This is a genomic window from Pontibacter pudoricolor, assembly GCF_010092985.1.
GTDB classification, from domain to species: Bacteria; Bacteroidota; Bacteroidia; order Cytophagales; family Hymenobacteraceae; genus Pontibacter; species Pontibacter pudoricolor.
Genome location: NZ_CP048106.1, coordinates 2,189,440 through 2,207,993, shown reverse-complemented (window position 1 = coordinate 2,207,993; position 18,554 = coordinate 2,189,440). Strand labels below are relative to the sequence as shown.

The following is an 18,554-nucleotide window of genomic DNA, read 5'->3' as shown; positions in this document are numbered from 1 at the left end:
GGTCATACTCCTTAGAAAGTGTTCTGGTAAGTTCAGCTATAGTTCTGCGCCTGTCTGTAGTGAGCTGTGCTGCCAGTTCGGGGTTAATTGACAGGGTAGGGGCAGGGGCGTTTGCGCCGTGCTGCCAGCGGAGTATACCAGCTCTGCAGTGCCTGTTGCCTGGTTGTAGGTATAAACACAGCCGTAGGTTATATTGCTTTTTTCCAGCAGTTCATCCAGCGTATATTTCAGCACATCCTGCTGGCTGCCGGTGTTCGAAAGGTTGGTGATCAGGTTGTTTACAAACTCCAGCTGGTGGTTGCGGAAGCGAACATCCTGTTCCGTACCAACTACTTCATACAGGTTCTTAGCTGAGCCGAAAATCATTTCCTGGCCTTTAAACAGGCCTTTCCGTAACGAAATCTCGATGGGCAGCAGTTCATGTGTTTTGTCCTGTATCCACCACTCAAACTTTTGTGGTTCGCCGGCCATAGTTTGCTGCAGCTGTCCTTTTAATGCTACACGTTCAAAGAGGTTAAGCTTAAAACTGCTGTAAACTGTCTGGCCAACTAAGTTGCTTTTCTGCTGCTCTATAATGCTCAGGCCCTTATTGTTGATATCCACAAAAGTGCCTTCCTCATCTAAAATAAAAAGCGGTTCGGTGCTGTTCTCAAATACGTTATGGTAGCTGTCGTCATCTATCTCTACCCGCGATACTTCTTCTTCAAAAGGAATAAGCTCGGCATAAATAAACTTTGCCCGCTCGAACTGAACCTGCTTTAAAGTATAAGTATAGCTTTGAGCATCGGTAGTAACTTTGCCGGAAGTTTGCGTTGTAAGCTTTTTTAATGGTATGCCTAACAGGTCTGAAAGGTTCCGGCTTGTTTTATAGGTATCAGCCGCCGGGGAGAAAAAAGAAGTCGCGGCATTAGCAGCCAGCACCAACCCGTCCGGCGAAGCTACCAGTACGCCATGTGTGGGCCTGGTTAGTTGCACCAGCAGCTGTAAAAGCGAATTTGCCTGTAATGGCAGGTGTTCAGATAATTGCCTGTTAGGAATATATGGCATTATAACAATTTAGTAAAGTACAGGAGAAAGAACTTAAGCACTAAAAATACTCCTTTACACATTTTACGATTTTAGCGATAATTTTACAAAAGAAACAGAACTATTGCGTATTTCTGTTCCGGGCTATAGTTTGGCGTGCCCTGATAAATGACTTAGCTAAAGAAGTGAAATTATAAAATTCCGGGCAAAGAATAAATCCTGCGTATGGGTAAAGATAAGTTTGTAGTAATAGTGGTGGGGCCAACGGCTGTAGGTAAAACAGACCTGTGCGTAAACCTGGCAGCTCATTTTAATACGGAGGTTGTCTCAGCCGACTCACGGCAGTTTTACAAGGAGATGCAGATTGGTACGGCCAAACCAACTATAGAAGAGCAGAAAGGCATACCACACCATTTTGTAAACTCGCACTCTATAGCCGAAGAATACAATGCCGGCGCTTACGAACAGGATGCCTTACTGTTGCTGAACACGCTCTTTAAGGAACATGATGTAGTTATAGTTACAGGTGGGTCTGGTTTGTATGTGCGGGCGCTGTGCGAAGGAATGGACGAAATGCCGGAAACCGACCCGGGTATACGGGCTTCTCTTACTGCTATACTGGAGGCTGAGGGGTTAGCTCCGCTGTTAGCCCAGTTAGAGGAACTGGATCCTGCTTACTTTAATCAGGTAGATAAAGCGAATCCGCAACGTGTGATCCGGGCACTGGAAATCTGCCTGTCGAGCGGACAGCCTTATTCATCGTTCCGTAAAAGCGACAAAGCTACACGACCATTTCAAACTATAAAAATTGGCCTTACCCGCGACCGGCAGGAACTATACAACCGCATAGACCAGCGCATGGACCAGATGCTGCAGCAGGGATTACCGGAAGAAGCCAAAGCCTTGTATCCGTTCCGTACACATAACGCTTTGCAAACAGTAGGCTATAAAGAGATATTCGATTACCTGGAAGGTAAATATGACTGGGAAGAAGCCGTAAGATTACTGAAACGCAATAGCCGGCGCTACGCCAAACGCCAGCTCACCTGGTTCACCAAGCACCCTGATGAGTATACCTGGTTCCACCCGCAGCAATGGGAGGAGATAGTGGATTTTATAGTTGGAAAGTTTAGAAGTTAAAGAGTTTTATAGTTGTAAGTTGGGAAGTAATAAAAGGGCAGTGGTAATATTTTTTCGATGGTTGATATGCTTCTCTTAAAAACAAAAAGCCCTCACAGATCCGGAAGATACTGGGAGGGCTTTAACTTTCTAACTTATACTTTTCTAACTTTCTAACTTCTAAATTGAAAGTATGTCGATCATACGGCTAAAGTTGGGGTTAAGAGCTTTTGTTTTGGTGATAGTATCTATGAAAGGCGTATAAACCAGTTCTGAGTTCATGATGCCGGCCATTTCGCAGGCGCGCCCTTGCAATAAACCCTCTACACAGGCAATACCTAACTGGCTGGCCAGCATTCTGTCGGCGGCGGTTGGGGCGCCACCACGCTGTACGTGGCCCAGTATAGTTACGCGGGCATCCATCTGAGGTAACGCTTTCTGTACTTTTGCAGCAATTTCAACGGCAGTTCCTTCTTCGTCGCCCTCAGCAACTATAACTATAAACGACGTTTTAGAACGCTTCCAGCCTGTTTGCAGGGCATCTACCACTTTGTCTATAGTTGTTTTGGTTTCAGGTATCATTACAATTTCAGCACCTCCGCCAACAGCGCATGGTATGGCAATGTAACCAGAGTCGCGGCCCATTACCTCTACAAAAAACACTCGTTCATGGCTGTCTGCCGTGTCGCGTATTTTATCTATCGCATCAATGGCAGTGTTAACGGCTGTGTCATAACCGATCGTATAATCAGTGCCATACAGGTCATTGTCTATAGTTCCCGGTGCGCCTATAGTTGGTATGCCGTACTCTTTATAAAAAGTATTGGCACCGGCAAACGTACCATCGCCGCCTATGGCTATTAAACCCTCTATGCCAAATTTCTGCAACTGTTCGTATGCTTGTTTTCTGCCTTCCTGGGTCGGAAAGTCTTTACTACGGGCCGATTTTAAGATGGTACCCCCACGCTGAATGATGTTACTGACAGTAGACGACTCCATTCTAAAGATATCTCCCTTGATCATGCCGTTGTAACCGCGCCTGATGCCGTAAATTTCCAGATTATGATAAATTGCTGAGCGCACCACTGCGCGCACGCAGGCGTTCATGCCTGGCGAGTCGCCTCCGGAGGTAAATACTGCTATCTTTTTCATTAGACTGTACTATGAGAATATAAAAATTTTGATCCTGCAAGCTATTTATAGCTATACTTGATTAAGAATAGGCAAGTAACACAGAAGTGCAGGAAATTAAAAAAAATAAAAAACTTTATCTGTTAAATATAGAAAACCGTATGTAATAGCGGCATGCAAATCCACATGGTGGTCCGGGCTGTAGAATAGCTGTGTTACTGTGAAGAAGAATACAAAAGAATCCCAGATCGGGCAACTTAATAATTTAAATAAATAGGCAATCTATGTTTGGTTTTTTTGAAAGTGAAGAAACAAAAAAGTTAAAGAGCCACATTACAAACCTGGGAGCGCTGGCCAAAATAGATGGTCATATAGATCCGGCTGAGATAAACTTTATTATTGCTATTGGTACCAAACACGGCATGCGTGCCAGCGAAGTGAAAAATCTGCTGGCAGACAGCTCCAAAGTTTTGCCGCAGCTACCCAGCAACGATTCTGAGCGCTTCGACCAGATTTACGATATGGTGGAGATGATGCTGGCCGATGGTATAGTGGATGAGGCGGAGATGGATTTCTGTATACACATGGCTACCAGGCTCGGTTTTAAGAAAGCAGTAGTCGGGGTGCTGGTCCGTAAAATATCGACAGGCGTGAAAGATGGCCTTACCCGGGATCATATTAAAAAAGATGCCCAGGCATTTCTGAACTACTAGACTTACCCGTATATGCGGAGACTGATGGAAAGCAACAGGTTGCTCCTGTTCATATATGGTTGCCTTTTGCTGTGTCTTGCTTCTTATTTTGTGATAAGGGAGCATCGCCTGCCGCATTTGCTCGAAAATAAAATGCCTTTCCTTTTCCTGATCAGGTTTTCTGCATTCTGGTTCGTTAGCCTGATGATTGCCATAATTTTGTACCTGCTGCAGCTGAGCTATAGTTACCTGTTGCTTAAAGAACGCGACAAAGCACTGGCAAGGCGGGCCGGATCTATCACGTTCTGGCTGGGAGTAGCTGGTGGATCAGGCGTAGGGCTTCTCATTTTCCTTTTCAGGAGATACCCTGAATATTTCTATCTCTAACTATAGTCTGGTTCTGCGGGCAGAGATTTGCACTTGTCAGATTTTGCTTCCTTGCAGCTAAGGTAGCTGCTGGGTAACAATCCTGTAATTACCTAAGGCATAGGGAAAGTCTCCGTGCTGTCTGCTACATCTGTTCTAACCCCATCTTTCCGGGTATTAGCTAAACTATCCGGTATTGTCTGCGGTGAGGCCGTTTGTACCTGTTCGAGGGTAATTTCTTCGTTTTTAGGACCGCAACTGGCAACAACTACCAGCACTATAGGCAATATATGTACTATCGTTTTCATTACATCTTTAGTTTCCTGTAATGGTACATACCATCGTGGTAGAGCTGCTGTTACAAAGGCCAGAAAACTGGTACAAGTAAAAGTATAACAGCCAGAAGGAGTAACGTAAGCGGCGAACCTATCTTTATGAAATCCATGAAGCGGTATTTACCGGGGCTGTAGACAAGTATACACGCCGGCTCGAAAGGCGTAACAAGCGATATGGATGCTGACAGCATAATGGCAATTGCAAACGTTCTCGGGTCTGATTGCAGCTCGACGGCCGCCCGCAGTGCAACCGGAACTATAACCAGGGCCGCCGCCGCATTAGACATAGGTTGTGTAAGAATAACAGTTAAAACTACAAAGCCTGCCAGTACTGCCATCTTTCCAATCGGACCCATAACATCAACTATACTTTTGGCAAGCAGGTCGGCTGCTCCGGAGTTTTCCATGGCTGTACCAAAAGCCGTCATACCACCTATCAGTATCAGCAGGCGCCAGTCTATAGCTCCGTATGCCTTCTCAGTACTGATACAACGAAACACAATACAAGCGATAGCTGCCATCAGAAATGCTATAGAGAGCGGAAGGATATTGGTAGTTCCGAGGAGGATGGCCAGTATAAAGACGGTAATTACAAGAGAGCCCTTTCGCTTCTTGAACAGCAGCGGTTCAAATTCGTCCAGAAGTGCGACGTTGCTTGATGACCGGAGCTGGCTTAAGCGTTCGGCTGCGCCCTGTACCAGCAATATGTCGCCGAGTTGCAGGCTTATGCTTCCTATTTTAGAACGCAACGTTTCTCCATGGCGCGAAATAGCAATCACAACTAAGCCAAACCGCTGAAGAAAGTTAACTTCTTTCACTGTTTTGTTTATCAGGTTAGACTGCCGTGGGATCATAAGCTCGGCCAGGCGAATGCTTTCTGTCTGGAGGTCTTTTTCAAGGATCACATCGGCCATTATTTCAATGCCTTTTGTCTCCTTTACCTTCATCAGGTTATCCAGATCACCTTCTACCAACAGTACATCTTTTTCCTCAATGCGCGTCCTGAAATCGGGCAGAAAGTTCTCGTTATATCGGATAATATTCAGAATTCTGAAATGAAGGGCGGTAAGATCTGAAGCGAAAACCAACTGGCCTACCAGTGGCGAATCCTTCATGACTATAATTTCTGTGAGGTATTTCTGCAGTTTATATTCTTCGGTCAGCTCCTGGTCCGGGTTATCGGGTAACAAACGCTGCCCAATGGTCATCATATACACTATACCAACTATAAAAATGGCCAACCCGATACCAGTAATCTCGAACATTCCGATTGGCTCCAACCCAGCTTTGGCTACATAACCACTTACTGCTATGTTGGTTGAAGTGCCTATAAGTGTGCAGGTTCCGCCAAGTATTGCTGCATACGCCAGGGGCATAAGTAATTTTGAGGCATTTACATTTATCCGTTTGCTCAGGCCTACCAACGGGGTAATAAACATGGCAGTAACGGTGGTATTATTCATGAATGCTGAAACCAGTCCTGTTATAAACATGATCGTGAACAGCATCAGGCCTTTACTCTTTTTTGCCAGTTCCGCCAGGCGTACAATTGTGAAATCCAGGATACCGGTTTCCTCGAGGGCGGCGCTTATAATAAAAACGGAGGCAATGATGATGATAAAATCACTACTGAAGCCGGCAAAGGCTTCTTCGGGAGTAATAATGCGCGCACTTGCCAGCACAATCAGTAGAAGCAGCGTTACGATCTCGACGGCGAGTTTTTCCGTAGCAAACAGCACGATAGCTAGTACCAGAAGTGATAGCACAAGAGCAATTTCCATAAGTGCGTGTAAGGATTAACGATATTGTGGTATGCAGTTTCGGCTTTTACGTTACTGCTTATAAGCAGGTGGTGTTTTAGCAGAAAAAAAGCGATTTAAACTGCAAAGAGTTGATTTCTATTGGTTTTTAATGGTGGTGTTTTTTTGAACTATAGGTTTAACATAAAGTTTTATAGTTTTCAATTTGTCATCCTGAGTGTTAGCCGAGGGATCTTAAATGTCCTATAGTTTCTTTATTGTCATTTCGACCTGCGGGAGAAATCTGGGTTCTATAGTTTGCTTCTCTACTTTTCAAACCAAGCCTTTTCTTTTATAGTTACCTCCAATCCTGGGAGCTTTACTTGCCTACTGTTCTATAGTTGGCTTTGGTGCCCTCACGGCCGGGAGGCCCCGTCTTCGGGCATCGCGCGGTGTACATTTCCTTTGCTCGTTCCTCGCAATGCCTTACGGCACCGGAAATCTACAAGGCGCTCAACCCAAAGACTGCGATCAGCTCGAAAGTTAAACTATAGTTGAGTGAAGCTCTATTGCGCTTAGTTTTACCGTGGCTATAATTCCGTAGGGACAGGTCGCGACCTGTCCGATCCTGGTCTGTAACTATAAAACTATAGCTAGACTATAACTATAGCCGAAATTCCCCCTTAGAAGGGAGCAGGGGTGGGTTAAAACGGCAACTATAAAACTATATCTGTAACTATAGCAACTCTCTTTATCCCAAAAATCACTTAAATCTCCCTTAATCCCGGTTCAGACAATGCCTGTCCCTGCCGGGCCAGTTGAGTCAGGAGACTCAACACCATCGTAAGTCACGAGCGGGGACGCTCGCGCCAGCGCTACCTAACTATACAACTACAACTTTAAACTATAACTATAGCTGACAATCCCCTCCCGGAAGGGGCATGTTAACTCCCCATTAAAGACTTTACTATTAATATAAAAAGCTCCTGCCGGGTGGAGCAGGAGCCTGTAATTAAAGTATAGTGAACGATCTATAGATTCTTTAACCAGTTGTTGCGCAGGGCAAGCTGCTGTGGGGTGGCTTGTTCGTTTACCTCAAACATATGTTTCTTTACTTCATCCGTGCTCAATATCTTGCACGCTATGTATTTTTGCTCGCCGTTCCGCTTGATAGTAAAAGTATAAGAATCACCAATTTTCAAAGTACCTAGCTTCGGAAGTACCTGGTTTGCATTTCCTATCGAAACGGCTACACCATCAAGGGCAACCAGTTCATCGCCAGGCTGTAAACCTGCTTTCTGCATTTCTTCGCCTACCTGGGTAAGTGATAGCACACCGCCCGGAGCGCCAATGGCATAACCCAGGCCTTTTACTTTATTACCAGTGTTTATAACTGGCTGGTAGTTTATACCCAGCTTGCCAAAGTAAGAAGCTACGGGCAATGGCTCTGCATTCTTGATGTAGCTGTTCATAAAATCAGCTATTTCAGGGTAGGTTTTAGCGGCAAAGATTTCGAAAAATTCATTCTCAGGGAATGCTTTTTTAGGGCCGTACTCCTTCGATAGTTCATTGATTACTTCGCGCAGGCCACGCTTTCCACCGGATAACTCAAGTAAACGGATATCCAGCATGGTAGATACCAGGGCGCCGCGGTTGTAAATGTTAAAGTACTGTTTGTGTCCTTCCGGAGTGTAAGAAGTAAGCGCAAGTTTCTGCAAACTATAGCTCTTGTCCAATTGGTCGTCTATCAGCAATTTCTGTCTTATATCGGCCAGATAGTCTGGTAATGGTTTCGTGCCGCTGCGTAGTTGCATGATATGCGATGCCCATTCGGTTGTGCCTTCGTAAAGCCACAGGTGCTGCGACGGGGTTGGCTGCACAAAGTTAAACCGCTCTATAATTTCGCTGTGGATGTTCAGCGGTGTAATGATGTGGAAGAACTCGTGAGCTGCAATATTGGTGAGATGTTGGGCATACTCCGGGGTATAATCTTTTTCCTGCATGACATAACCCGAGCTGTACGAGTGCTCCCACGCGCCCCAATCCTGGTCCTCAAAATGGTACAGGAACGTATAACGGTCAACCGGGAAATCAACTACAAACTTGTGCGCCGACTCCAGCATGGTCGTCATGTTCTTCATCAAATCTTCAGACTTGATTTTGCCGGTTTTAGAGTACGTGTAAACAGCAATGGTGGTACCGTTATAATTGGTTTCGGCTTTGGTAAGCTGGCCCGCCATAATCGGTGAATCAACGATGTGGTCGTAGCTGCTGGCCTGGTAGTAGCCATTTTTGTCGGTGCTGAGCGCAGTTCCGACCAGCCATTCCTTCGGGTGATTGAGTTTAATACGAGCCGGGGCAGCCTGCAAACCGCTAAGGTACCCGAAAACAGCCTGGCCGTTAATTAATGCGTGGTCCTGCTCCAGCGAGGTGCCGCACATGGCGTAGATCTGATCCTTTTCAACTTTAGTGTCGAAGGTTTCGGCGATGTTATACGTAATTTTGCGGACCTTATCTGGCTTGCTTAACTGCCATTGATTGGTGCTTATCTGCTTGGTTTCCAGCTCGCGGCCTTTTTTGTCATATGCTTTAAAGTTCTCCACAAAGCGGCCCATGTCCATGGTTTGGTAGGTGCCGGGTGCAGTAGCTGCAAACTGGAACACGTTGTTATCATCACGCAATCCTTTTACATCTAATGTTACTTTAAAACGGTCGTCTGCGCGGTCGTTAAGGTTCACTGTGTAGGTCAGTTCCGGGTTTCTGGCTGCTTCAGCGAGTGGCGCAAATGCCAGCAAGCAAAGCAGGGCAACTGAGGTAGTTATTTTTTTCATAGTTCGTCAGGTGATTTTTTTATGGAAAGTATACAGCTTTCAGCGCATTTACCAACTAAATAGATGAACCCTACAAACTTCTCGACGAACAACCTGCCGATAAAAATCAGCTGTTTGCAGACATCCATGCGTATGAAAAGTATAGCTCCTCAGGCAGGGATGAGCTATTACGAACCTAAAACTTAACTGCAGATTTTGGGTGCAAGGTTAACACTACCGGCTGTAGCTCGTTTATAAAGGAAGTAAAACCAAACCAGCATAACACTATGGAAAGAAACGAGCATTTTAACGACCGAAACTATAACCAGTTTGATGATTATGGTAGCCATGGCAGAGGTAACGAAAGCTACAGCCAGCGCGGAAACTATTATGGCATACACGATAGCAACTATGGACACGGCAATGTGCGCATGCAGCAACGTCCTGACTTTAATGATTTTAGCCAGGGGCCTGTAGGCGGTTACGGAGCCGGAAACTATAACGAGACTTATAACCGCACACACCGCAACCGCGACGACCATTACCGCTACGGAGATGACAACCACTTTAGGCAAAGCCATGGTTACAGCAGCGGCAATTACCGCACCAACGACTATAGAAATGAGGAGTACCGGAACCAGGACTACAGAAACCGTAGCAACGATGCGCAGAATTACAGCAGCGGTCTGCCCTATAGTTCTAATTACGATATAGCCGGAAACCGCCGTTATGCCCGCCAGGAAAACAGTTATCAGAATCCGGGACATGGCAGACGGTATAGTGAATTCGGGAAGGATGAAAAGCGTAACTATAGCCACGAACTTACAGATATCCATCACGACCGCGGCAGGATCCCTGATAGCTCGGAAAACGATTACAGAGGCGACATCAGGTCATCCAACCAATATGGGTTTGATGAAGATAAGGAAGATTTCCGCTACAGCGGCCGCATAGTAGATGCCGGTTCAGACCGCGATAACTATGCTACCGGCCTGTATTCATCAAACCGGGCATACGTAAGCGACCATTCCGAGAGTGACAGTGACCGCTTCAATAGCCGTGAAAACCGCAGCCGACGTTCCGGACCCGACTATTCCAAGTCGTCGCCGATCACTGGATATAGCAACGAAAGCTTCGGTCTTTAATCAGGATGAACTACAAAATACGCCCGCACTTGTGTTGCGGGCGTATTTATATCTGTTTGATAACCTAAACTGAAAGCGATGAAAAAAATCTACTACCTGATATTGCTGGTTTTGATGTGGCTATATGGTTGCAAAACAGCCAGCCCCGCCGATCCGCAAACTGAAACAGAAACCATACTTGATGCTTACTGGATGCTGCTATCACTGGATGGGGAAAGTCTGCAGGCGCCCAATAACACCCATACAGCCTACATTAGGCTGCAGGAAAACGAGAATGATGTAAAAGGCTTTAGTGGCTGCAATAACTTTTTCGGGAAATATACGCTTTCCGGAAGTTCGCTTACGTTCTCAAAACTGGGTTCTACACGAATGATGTGCCCGGACATAGCGCATGAAACTGAATTTATGCGGATGCTGGAGCGCGTGAATTCTTATAAGTTATCAGACAGGATTTTAACTTTTTATGCAGATAAGGAAGCCATCGCCACTTTCCGCACAGGCAACCCCGACGAAATAGAGAAGCGCTCGCCGGATGGAAAGATCATCATTAAAGAAATCGACTAAACTCTTATTTTACTGATACCTGGCTAAAGGCAAACAGCATTTCACGGCCGATCTGCATGGCGCGTTCCCTGTATGTACTGGCTTGCTGTGGCGTGTTGTCTGCTGCTTTCGGATCGTTGTACGTAATGGCAATGCGCTTTTCTACGCCCGGCACAACGGGGCAGTTCTCGTCAGCATCAGAGCAGGTCATGATCGCGCAAAACTCCGCAACCGGGTTCGCTGCATCATCAAACCGTTTCGACCATACTGCTATAGTTGGTTTATCAGAACTATAGTTGACGTTATATTTCGGATTTATAGTTGCTGCGGATTGCTCAATTACAAACCCTGATTCCTGCATGGCTTTAACGGCTGCCGGGAAAAAGGCTGTTGCTTCCGTGCCCCCTGAAAAAGTTCTTACATTGGGGATACTATAGTTGGCTGCAGCGGCCTGTGCCCATAGTTGCGCCATGTGGCTGCGGCGCGAGTTATGTGTGCAAATAAAAACCAGGTTTATAGTTTGCCCGGCTTCCTTTTTTTGTTTGATATAGGTTGACAACTGCTTTAAGCGCTCTTTTCGCTCTTCGGGTATCTGGTTAAAAGTGCTGGTAAGTTCTGCTATAGTTTTGGAAAGAGCCAAGGCAAAGAAAGCCATAGTTTTTTATAGTTATTTATGAGCCGTATTTTAAGATCATAGCCAGTTGCCCGGCATGGTAAGCGGTGTGCGAAATGATGCGACCGATGGCTTCCGCTTTAGTTTTTGTGCCGAACTCTTTGGTGGTTATAGTTGCCTGCCAGTCTTCGACGTGCTGCCGTTGCAGTATGGCTTTTAACGTATCGGCTGCCTGTAGCTGGTAGGTTCGCAGTTCCTCCAGGTTGGTCCATTCGCCGGTATCGCATTTCGAGATCACGGTTTTGGCCGTAACTTTCACATCAGCCCCGCCAAAAACATTTTTAGCGAACAGTAACTCCACATCGCCAACATGCCTGATCAGGAAACCGGCGCTGTTAGGAGCTGTACCTGATTTTTTAGACAGATCCTGTTCACTTATATTAGCCAGCAATCCCGTAAAGCGGGTACGTGCTTCCTGCCATGTCTGTAAATATAGTTCGGTCAGGCTCATGTTCTATGGTTTTGGTTCACTGGTAAATACGTTATAGTTGTGGTTTAAGACTTAACCGTAGCCGCCTGTTCGCTGTATAGTTTCCGTCGTAGCCAGAAAGCCACATTCACCAGTGCAATAAGTGCCGGTACTTCTACCAACGGGCCAACTACGCCAGCAAATGCCTGGCCTGAGTTAAGCCCGAACACCGCGATAGCCACAGCAATAGCCAGCTCAAAGTTGTTACCAGCTGCTGTAAAAGCTACCGAAGCGTTCTCTGAGTAACTGGCACCGGCAGCTTTACCAACTATAAAACTTACCAGGAACATCACGGTAAAATAAATGACCAGCGGCACCGCAATGCGCAGCACATCAAACGGTATGCTCACAATCAGCTCACCTTTTAAGCTGAACATTACCACTATAGTAAAAAGCAACGCTATTAAGGTAATAGGAGAGATGGCAGGCAGGAATTTGTTCTGATACCATTCCTGGCCTTTCAGTGGCACCAGAATAACACGACTCAGCATGCCCAGCAAGAATGGAATACCTAAGTAGATAGCCACGCTTTCGGCAATAACCCCAATCGAGATATCAACTATAGCGCCTTCGAAACCAAAAAGCGGTGGCAGTTTAGTAATGAATAACCAGGCATAGAAACTATACAGGAACACCTGGAAAATACTGTTGAGCGCTACCAGTCCTGCTGCATATTCGCGGCTGCCATCAGCCAGATCGTTCCAGACCAACACCATGGCAATGCACCGCGCCAGGCCAATAAGAATGAGGCCAGTCATGTACTCCGGGTAGTCGCGCAGAAAGGTAATGGCTAGCACAAACATGAGTAACGGACCAATTACCCAGTTTAGCAGCAGCGATAACCCGATCACTTTTACATTACCAAATACCTTGGGCAGCAACCTGTAATTTACCTTCGCCAACGGCGGGTACATCATTAAAATCAGGCCAACGGCGATCGGGATGTTGGTTGTGCCGCTGGAAAGTGAATTGATGTAGCCGGAGCTGTCTGGGATAAAATAACCCATCGCCACGCCGATCAGCATCGACAGGAAAATCCAGAGCGTGAGGTAGCGGTCTAAAAAGCCCAGTTTTTTACGGTTATGGGCAGGTGCGCAGTGTTCCATTGTTGGGTGTAAAGGTGTGTTATAGTTTGGGTTTGATCATGTAATTTGCTGGCGCGAGCTTGCAGCTCGTGTCCCACCATAGTTAGATCTTATGGGGCACGAGCTGCAAGCTCGCGCCAGCATTTAATTCTCTATAAATCAAATCTAGCAGCAGCCGGCACCCGGAGGGCAGCAGGCCGCTTCAGCAGGTTTGTCGCCGTAAACGGTGATGCTGAAAATACCAGTATTACTTTCCCTGAACTGTTTGATGCCTTCTTCACTCAGGTAATCTTTTAGAATTTCGTCCGGTAGCTGTATGGCTTTCTCTTTCTGCACTGTCACGTTCACAAAACCAGCTTTGCGGATAATGTTAAGGTAATCTTCTTTCTGAATAGCGCCTGAAACGCAACCGGCATACATTTCGGCATCGTTCACCAGACCAGCTGGCAAGTCTCCGGCCAATACCACATCCGAAATGCTGAAATGGCCACCTGGCTTCAAGACACGATACGTTTCGGCAAAGGCTTTCTGCTTATCCGGTACCAGGTTTAGTACACAGTTACTGATCACCACATCCACGCGGTTAGCGGCCAATGGCAAATCTTCAATCTCGCCCTGGCGGAACTCCACGTTGTTAAAGTTCAGCTTTTCGGCATTGTCGCGGGCTTTGGCAATCATGGCTTCCGTCATATCCACCCCGATCACTTTACCGGTTTCGCCAACTATAGCGCGGGCTACAAAGCAGTCGTTACCGGCACCAGAACCTAAATCCAGCACTACATCGCCTTTTTTGATCTGGGCAAATTCGGTTGGTACGCCGCAGCCTAAGCCCAAATCCGCATCGGGATTATAGCCTTCGAGCTCGGTGTAGTTATCGGCAAAAATGGCGTAGTCTACGGTGCCGCAGCCGGTGGCGCCACAACACGATGCTTCGTTTTGCTCTTTGCTCTGCAGGGCAATCTCGCTGTACTTGTCCTTTACTATTTTCTTTAATTCTTCTGCGTTATTCATGGTCTTCAAAATTAAGTTTTATCGGTATTTTACGATCAATCAGATCAAATTTTTTTAGCAGCAACTGGTGCCGCACGAAGTATAGTCTGCAAACATTTTCTGCATCAGCATCTGGGCGTGTTTCCAGGCTTTCTCATTAATACAGTAGCACACTTTTTTGCCGTCAATATCGCCCTTTATTAACCCGGCTTCTTTCAGTTCTTTTAGGTGTTGCGATACCGTAGACTGCGACAACGGAAGTTCATCCACTATGTCGCCGCAGATGCATGAACTGCGCTCCAGCAAAATGCGCAGAATTGCCACACGTGCCGGGTGGGCCAGTGCTTTGGCGTAGGCTGCCAAGGTAATATCAGCTTCTGTAAAGGCTTCAGTCTTAGTTATTCCCATTGCGTTTCTTTCTTATCGTAATATTACGATGATATAAATAAATAGTAAAGCAAATTCGAAAATATTTTTCCGGAGCTGGCGGAAAGTAACCTATAACTTATGGCAGCAACTGCGTAGACCAAGCTTAACACGCACCTCTATATGCAGCAGGAAACTATAATCGGGGTTGATATAGGCACGACCAGCACTAAAGCGGTTGCTTTTGGCCTGGATGGCAAGCTACTGTTTCAGTACGCCGTGGAGTATCCGATCTATAGTTCGAAGACCGGTTATGCTGAGCAGGATCCGGAGCAGGTTTTTGAGGTGGTGCTGCAAACCCTTCAGGTTATAGTTGAGAAGTTGAGACTGGCAGGTTACAGTCTGGTTGGCATAAGTTTTAGTAGCGCCATGCATAGCTTAATTGTGCTGGATGCGGAAAATAAGCTGCTTACCAATAGCATTACCTGGGCCGATACCCGCAGCAAAACTCAGGCAGAAAAACTGAAACAAAGCGAAGAAGGCTATGCAATCTACCTGCACACCGGTACACCTGTTCATCCGATGTCGGTGTTGCCGAAAATAGTCTGGCTGCGCGAACAAAGGCCGGAGCTGTTTGCAAACGCCGCCCGTTTTATAGGTATAAAAGAGTATGTATGGCACAGGCTTTTCGGGGAGTTTATAGTTGATTATTCGGTGGCTTCTGCAACCGGGCTGTTTAATATTTTTGACCTGAAGTGGCACCATCCTTCCCTGCAGGTTGCCGGCATTTTGCCCCAACAACTATCCGATCCGGTACCTGTTACACACCGCAATTATAACCTCAGACCAGACTATAGAATCCGGTTAAATCTGCCTGAAAATATTCCGTTCATAGTTGGTGCAAACGATGGCTGCCTGGCAAATTTAGGATCTAACGCTATGGATGACGGGCACATCACCATCACGATAGGTACAAGCGGGGCTGTGCGTGTAATGGCCGGAAAACCCGCCACCGACAAACTGCAACGAATTTTTAGTTACATACTTACCCCAAACCATTATGTGCTGGGCGGCGCTGTAAATAATGGGGGAGTGGTGCTGCAATGGTTCCGGGATACTTTTTATAGTTCTGAAACGGCTACTGTCCATACCCAAAACAAAGTCCCCTACACCTTGCTGTTTGATGAAGCGGCCACAGTACCTGCTGGTGCCGATGGCTTGTTGTTTCTGCCTTATTTGCTGGGCGAGCGCGCGCCGGTTTGGGATGCTGGTGCAAGTGCCTGTTTTATAGGTATGCGGCTTGGCCACACACGGGCGCATTTCGTTCGGGCATTGCTGGAAGGCATCACATTTAACATGTATAGTGTCACTAAAGCACTCGAGCAGGTTACAGGTTCTGTCAGTAAGGTGTTTGCCAATGGTGGTTTATCGCGGTCAGAACTATGGGTGCAGCTATTGGCCGATGTTTTTAATAAAGAAGTCTGCCTGACCGAAACGTACGAAAGTTCTGCTTTTGGCGCGGCTATAGTTGGCTTGTATGCCTTAGGCAAAATTAAAAAGCTGGAAGATGCGGCCCAACTCGTAACTGTAACCAAAACCTATACTCCCAACGCCAGTAACCACCTGCGCTACCAGAAAAACTATAGAATTTTCGATGAGCTGTATCCGGCACTGAGAGATACTTTCGGTAAGTTGGATGACCTGAGAAATGAACCATAACACCGCATTGCAAGTAAGATTTATAGTTGAATTTAAATAGAAACAGTATGCAGATAGGACTGATCGGGTTAGGTAAGATGGGCTACAACCTGGCCTTGAATCTCCGTGACCACCAACACCAGGTTGTTGCTTACGATATTAATCCTGAAACGATGGATAAAGCGGAGGCAGAAGGAATAATACCGGCCTATACCATACCCGAAGTTGCTGGGAAACTGACAGGCCGGAAGGCTATTTGGATAATGGTGCCCGCCGGTGAGCCTGTAGATGCTGTGATAACGCAACTACTGCCCCATCTGCAACCCAACGACATTATTATAGACGGCGGTAACTCCAACTTTAAACAAACTATAGTGCGGGCGGAGCAACTCAAAAATCAGCAGCTACATTTACTGGACTGCGGTACAAGCGGCGGACTAAGTGGCGCCAGGAATGGAGCCTGTACCATGATAGGCGGCGACCCGGATGCTTTTGCTTTTGTAGAGCAGATCTTCAGGGATATTTCGGTGGAGAAAGGCTATTTGTATACTGGTAAATCCGGGAGCGGGCATTTTGTGAAGATGGTGCACAACGGTGTGGAATATGGCATGATGCAGGCCATTGCCGAAGGTTTTGAAGTACTTCATAAAAGCGATTTCGGGCTGGACTATAAAGAAGTGGCGCGTGTCTGGAACCATGGCTCGGTGGTACGCAGCTGGCTGATGGAACTGGTAGAGAATGCTTTCAGCAAAGACCCCGACCTGTCAACTATAAAAGGCATCATGCACTCGTCCGGGGAAGGAAAATGGACCCTGGAAACGGCCCTGGATATGCAGGTACCCACACCGGTTATAGCGCTTTCCGTGCTGATGCGCTACCGCTCTTATGAAGCTGATACGTTCTCGGGTAAAGTAGTGGCGGCTTTACGGAATGAATTTGGAGGGCACAAAGTGGAGCAGGCAGAGTAAACTATAGTTAGAACCTGAAAGCTCCGAAAATGCCCAGGTTTATAGTTGTCATCGGCAAGCTATAGTTGGTTGTTTTGCCTTGCTGGTCTGTAAACTTAAATTCGGGCCTGGTAGAAAGTATGCCTGTTTCAAGGCCCAGCCCAAACTTGTTCAGCTGTAGTACCAAACCGGTACTTACACCATAAGCAAAGGCAGTATGCTTGTTAGCTGCCTGTTCTATAGTTCCATAAGTGGTTTCAACATGTAAAGAGGCGGAGCGATTAAAGGCCGCACCAGCCGAGCCTTTCACAAACAGGTAGCCATCCGGCATATAAAACCGGTACTCCACATCAGCTAGCGTAAAAATAGATTGCCATGGTGTACTTTTTTTGTTTAGGACCAGTTCATCATTGTCATCCGAAAATTTGTCGAGGTCCATGGCATTTCTGCGCAGGCCTATCGTAGCGCCGCCATATAAGTTTTTACTTACAGCTTTTGCGTAACTAACCTGCATCAAAGGCCCCAACATAGCAAAGGGAGTATAGATATCTTCAAAATCAGAACTCTGAAAATCACCTTTTGGAAAGGCACCTCCAAAATAGACTCTGAACTCGGATAAGTGAGCAGAAGAATCTGATTGTGCTGCTGCATTAAGAGCAGTAAAAGAGAGCAGCAAACCAAGTAAAATTGTTTTCATTCGGAGCAGCATCAGAAGGTAAATTCATAGTTGAAAGTCTTGCTCGGAGCCAATGTAATAACTTCCTCGGTTATAGTTTCAACGCCGCTTTTGCGTTTTGTAGTTCTGATTACAACCGGCTGGTTCGCAGCAACAGGAACGATTCGTTTTGTATCTGAGGTGTACCAGGATACAACAGTAGTGCAGGGGGCATCAGTTAACATTTCTGTCCATACAAAGTCATCCTGCTGTTTGGCTTGCAGGTTATTTGCCTGAATCTCTACAAATGCTTTCTGCGGAAGTAAATAGTCAAGCGTTATAGTTGTGTCCCGTTTCAGGTCGTATGTTCTCAGTAAAACATTTCCTCCTGAACAGGTAAGGTAGTTTTCGGGGTTAACATGCGCCTTTACTGTAAAAGAGCCATTATTTGGATAGGTATTAGGCAGTTCATCATCGCGCAGTAAAAAGCGCAGCTCAAAATTGCCATTTGCATCGGTTGTAGTTATGGCTTTACGGCGACTGATGCTTGAAAACATATCACCTTCGCGCCATTGCACTTCAAGTTTTATACCTGCCAATGGTTTGCTTCGTCCATCGGTGGTAAGGGTGCCTTTAATTACAGTGCAGGAACCGGGGCAGTTTTTGCTGATAAAATCGTCGGTTTTGGTGTGGCAACCGCTTAGCAGAAGCGTAACCAAAATCAGAAGGCAAAGCAAAGAAGTTTTCATCTGTAATCGTTGGAGT

The 18,554-nt window shown here is 46.3% G+C and carries 19 protein-coding genes; 7 read left to right on the top strand and 12 right to left on the bottom strand.

Features of this window, described 5'->3' with window-relative positions:
- Positions 1-36 precede the first annotated feature (36 nt).
- Positions 37-1,047: a PAS domain-containing protein gene (locus GSQ66_RS09490; protein WP_162427255.1), complete on the bottom strand. Its 1,011-nt coding sequence runs from the start codon at positions 1,045-1,047 to the stop codon at positions 37-39.
- A gap of 204 nt (positions 1,048-1,251) precedes the next feature.
- On the opposite strand from GSQ66_RS09490, the gene miaA reads away from it, so the two are divergent.
- Positions 1,252-2,166 carry a tRNA (adenosine(37)-N6)-dimethylallyltransferase MiaA gene (gene miaA / locus GSQ66_RS09485; RefSeq protein WP_162427254.1) on the top strand — a complete coding sequence of 305 codons (915 nt, stop codon included), beginning with the start codon at positions 1,252-1,254 and terminating at the stop codon, positions 2,164-2,166.
- Between the two features lie 159 nt (positions 2,167-2,325).
- Here the strand turns inward: miaA and pfkA are convergent, their stop codons facing one another.
- Complete coding sequence (gene pfkA, locus GSQ66_RS09480; protein ID WP_162427253.1) at positions 2,326-3,297, bottom strand: 6-phosphofructokinase; 972 nt, start codon at positions 3,295-3,297, stop codon at positions 2,326-2,328.
- Between the two features lie 263 nt (positions 3,298-3,560).
- Between pfkA and GSQ66_RS09475 the strand changes: the two genes are divergently transcribed.
- Together GSQ66_RS09475 and GSQ66_RS09470 are read left to right on the top strand one after the other, a co-directional pair.
- Positions 3,561-3,989, top strand: coding sequence for a tellurite resistance TerB family protein (locus GSQ66_RS09475; protein ID WP_162427252.1), 429 nt, complete (start codon positions 3,561-3,563; stop codon positions 3,987-3,989).
- Positions 3,990-4,001: 12 nt separating this feature from the next.
- The gene (locus tag GSQ66_RS09470; protein WP_162427251.1) at positions 4,002-4,355 is read left to right on the top strand and encodes a hypothetical protein; all 354 of its coding nucleotides are present in this window, start codon (positions 4,002-4,004) and stop codon (positions 4,353-4,355) included.
- A 92-nt stretch (positions 4,356-4,447) separates the two neighbouring features.
- Here the strand turns inward: GSQ66_RS09470 and GSQ66_RS09465 are convergent, their stop codons facing one another.
- The 3 genes from GSQ66_RS09465 to GSQ66_RS09455 form a co-directional block, all read right to left on the bottom strand.
- Positions 4,448-4,642 (bottom strand): hypothetical protein, encoded by a 195-nt coding sequence (locus tag GSQ66_RS09465; RefSeq protein ID WP_162427250.1) that lies wholly within the window; start codon positions 4,640-4,642, stop codon positions 4,448-4,450.
- A 50-nt stretch (positions 4,643-4,692) separates the two neighbouring features.
- Positions 4,693-6,450: an SLC13 family permease gene (locus tag GSQ66_RS09460; RefSeq protein WP_162427249.1), complete on the bottom strand. Its 1,758-nt coding sequence runs from the start codon at positions 6,448-6,450 to the stop codon at positions 4,693-4,695.
- A gap of 989 nt (positions 6,451-7,439) precedes the next feature.
- Positions 7,440-9,239: a M61 family metallopeptidase gene (locus GSQ66_RS09455; RefSeq protein WP_162427248.1), complete on the bottom strand. Its 1,800-nt coding sequence runs from the start codon at positions 9,237-9,239 to the stop codon at positions 7,440-7,442.
- Between the two features lie 266 nt (positions 9,240-9,505).
- Between GSQ66_RS09455 and GSQ66_RS09450 the strand changes: the two genes are divergently transcribed.
- Together GSQ66_RS09450 and GSQ66_RS09445 are read left to right on the top strand one after the other, a co-directional pair.
- Entirely contained in the window at positions 9,506-10,363 is an 858-nt protein-coding gene (locus GSQ66_RS09450) for a hypothetical protein (protein ID WP_162427247.1), read from the top strand.
- A gap of 78 nt (positions 10,364-10,441) precedes the next feature.
- A complete protein-coding gene (locus GSQ66_RS09445) occupies positions 10,442-10,927 on the top strand; it encodes an META domain-containing protein (RefSeq protein WP_162427246.1) in 486 nt (161 codons plus the stop codon).
- A gap of 4 nt (positions 10,928-10,931) precedes the next feature.
- Here GSQ66_RS09445 and GSQ66_RS09440 read toward each other — a convergent pair whose 3' ends face one another.
- The 5 genes from GSQ66_RS09440 to GSQ66_RS09420 form a co-directional block, all read right to left on the bottom strand.
- Entirely contained in the window at positions 10,932-11,561 is a 630-nt protein-coding gene (locus tag GSQ66_RS09440; protein WP_162427245.1) for a low molecular weight phosphatase family protein, read from the bottom strand.
- A gap of 16 nt (positions 11,562-11,577) precedes the next feature.
- A complete protein-coding gene (locus GSQ66_RS09435; protein WP_162427244.1) occupies positions 11,578-12,030 on the bottom strand; it encodes a DinB family protein in 453 nt (150 codons plus the stop codon).
- Between the two features lie 44 nt (positions 12,031-12,074).
- The gene (gene arsB, locus GSQ66_RS09430) at positions 12,075-13,154 is read right to left on the bottom strand and encodes an ACR3 family arsenite efflux transporter (RefSeq protein ID WP_162427243.1); all 1,080 of its coding nucleotides are present in this window, start codon (positions 13,152-13,154) and stop codon (positions 12,075-12,077) included.
- A gap of 144 nt (positions 13,155-13,298) precedes the next feature.
- On the bottom strand, positions 13,299-14,144 hold the full coding sequence (locus GSQ66_RS09425; RefSeq protein ID WP_162428997.1) for an arsenite methyltransferase: 846 nt from the start codon (positions 14,142-14,144) through the stop codon (positions 13,299-13,301).
- Positions 14,145-14,198: 54 nt separating this feature from the next.
- On the bottom strand, positions 14,199-14,531 hold the full coding sequence (locus GSQ66_RS09420; RefSeq protein ID WP_162427242.1) for an ArsR/SmtB family transcription factor: 333 nt from the start codon (positions 14,529-14,531) through the stop codon (positions 14,199-14,201).
- Between the two features lie 141 nt (positions 14,532-14,672).
- Between GSQ66_RS09420 and GSQ66_RS09415 the strand changes: the two genes are divergently transcribed.
- Positions 14,673-16,208: a gluconokinase gene (locus GSQ66_RS09415; RefSeq protein WP_162427241.1), complete on the top strand. Its 1,536-nt coding sequence runs from the start codon at positions 14,673-14,675 to the stop codon at positions 16,206-16,208.
- Positions 16,209-16,255: 47 nt separating this feature from the next.
- Positions 16,256-17,155 (top strand): phosphogluconate dehydrogenase (NAD(+)-dependent, decarboxylating), encoded by a 900-nt coding sequence (gnd, locus tag GSQ66_RS09410; RefSeq protein WP_162427240.1) that lies wholly within the window; start codon positions 16,256-16,258, stop codon positions 17,153-17,155.
- Positions 17,156-17,162: 7 nt separating this feature from the next.
- Here gnd and GSQ66_RS09405 read toward each other — a convergent pair whose 3' ends face one another.
- Together GSQ66_RS09405 and GSQ66_RS09400 are read right to left on the bottom strand one after the other, a co-directional pair.
- The gene (locus GSQ66_RS09405; RefSeq protein WP_162427239.1) at positions 17,163-17,831 is read right to left on the bottom strand and encodes a hypothetical protein; all 669 of its coding nucleotides are present in this window, start codon (positions 17,829-17,831) and stop codon (positions 17,163-17,165) included.
- An 11-nt stretch (positions 17,832-17,842) separates the two neighbouring features.
- On the bottom strand, positions 17,843-18,538 hold the full coding sequence (locus tag GSQ66_RS09400) for a transthyretin-like family protein (protein ID WP_162427238.1): 696 nt from the start codon (positions 18,536-18,538) through the stop codon (positions 17,843-17,845).
- Positions 18,539-18,554: the final 16 nt, after the last annotated feature.

Bases quoted from the DNA above. Each gene is read 5' to 3' on its own strand.
- GSQ66_RS09450 (WP_162427247.1), top strand. From the start codon at position 9,506: ATGGAAAGAAACGAGCATTTTAACGACCGAAACTATAACCAGTTTGAT.
- GSQ66_RS09490 (WP_162427255.1), bottom strand. From the start codon at position 1,047: ATGCCATATATTCCTAACAGGCAATTATCTGAACACCTGCCATTACAG.
- GSQ66_RS09455 (WP_162427248.1), bottom strand. From the start codon at position 9,239: ATGAAAAAAATAACTACCTCAGTTGCCCTGCTTTGCTTGCTGGCATTT.
- GSQ66_RS09475 (WP_162427252.1), top strand. From the start codon at position 3,561: ATGTTTGGTTTTTTTGAAAGTGAAGAAACAAAAAAGTTAAAGAGCCAC.
- GSQ66_RS09400 (WP_162427238.1), bottom strand. From the start codon at position 18,538: ATGAAAACTTCTTTGCTTTGCCTTCTGATTTTGGTTACGCTTCTGCTA.
- gnd (WP_162427240.1), top strand. From the start codon at position 16,256: ATGCAGATAGGACTGATCGGGTTAGGTAAGATGGGCTACAACCTGGCC.
- GSQ66_RS09415 (WP_162427241.1), top strand. From the start codon at position 14,673: ATGCAGCAGGAAACTATAATCGGGGTTGATATAGGCACGACCAGCACT.
- GSQ66_RS09425 (WP_162428997.1), bottom strand. From the start codon at position 14,144: ATGAATAACGCAGAAGAATTAAAGAAAATAGTAAAGGACAAGTACAGC.
- arsB (WP_162427243.1), bottom strand. From the start codon at position 13,154: ATGGAACACTGCGCACCTGCCCATAACCGTAAAAAACTGGGCTTTTTA.
- GSQ66_RS09465 (WP_162427250.1), bottom strand. From the start codon at position 4,642: ATGAAAACGATAGTACATATATTGCCTATAGTGCTGGTAGTTGTTGCC.
- GSQ66_RS09420 (WP_162427242.1), bottom strand. From the start codon at position 14,531: ATGGGAATAACTAAGACTGAAGCCTTTACAGAAGCTGATATTACCTTG.
- GSQ66_RS09440 (WP_162427245.1), bottom strand. From the start codon at position 11,561: ATGGCTTTCTTTGCCTTGGCTCTTTCCAAAACTATAGCAGAACTTACC.
- GSQ66_RS09460 (WP_162427249.1), bottom strand. From the start codon at position 6,450: ATGGAAATTGCTCTTGTGCTATCACTTCTGGTACTAGCTATCGTGCTG.
- GSQ66_RS09445 (WP_162427246.1), top strand. From the start codon at position 10,442: ATGAAAAAAATCTACTACCTGATATTGCTGGTTTTGATGTGGCTATAT.
- GSQ66_RS09435 (WP_162427244.1), bottom strand. From the start codon at position 12,030: ATGAGCCTGACCGAACTATATTTACAGACATGGCAGGAAGCACGTACC.
- GSQ66_RS09470 (WP_162427251.1), top strand. From the start codon at position 4,002: ATGCGGAGACTGATGGAAAGCAACAGGTTGCTCCTGTTCATATATGGT.
- GSQ66_RS09405 (WP_162427239.1), bottom strand. From the start codon at position 17,831: ATGAAAACAATTTTACTTGGTTTGCTGCTCTCTTTTACTGCTCTTAAT.
- miaA (WP_162427254.1), top strand. From the start codon at position 1,252: ATGGGTAAAGATAAGTTTGTAGTAATAGTGGTGGGGCCAACGGCTGTA.
- pfkA (WP_162427253.1), bottom strand. From the start codon at position 3,297: ATGAAAAAGATAGCAGTATTTACCTCCGGAGGCGACTCGCCAGGCATG.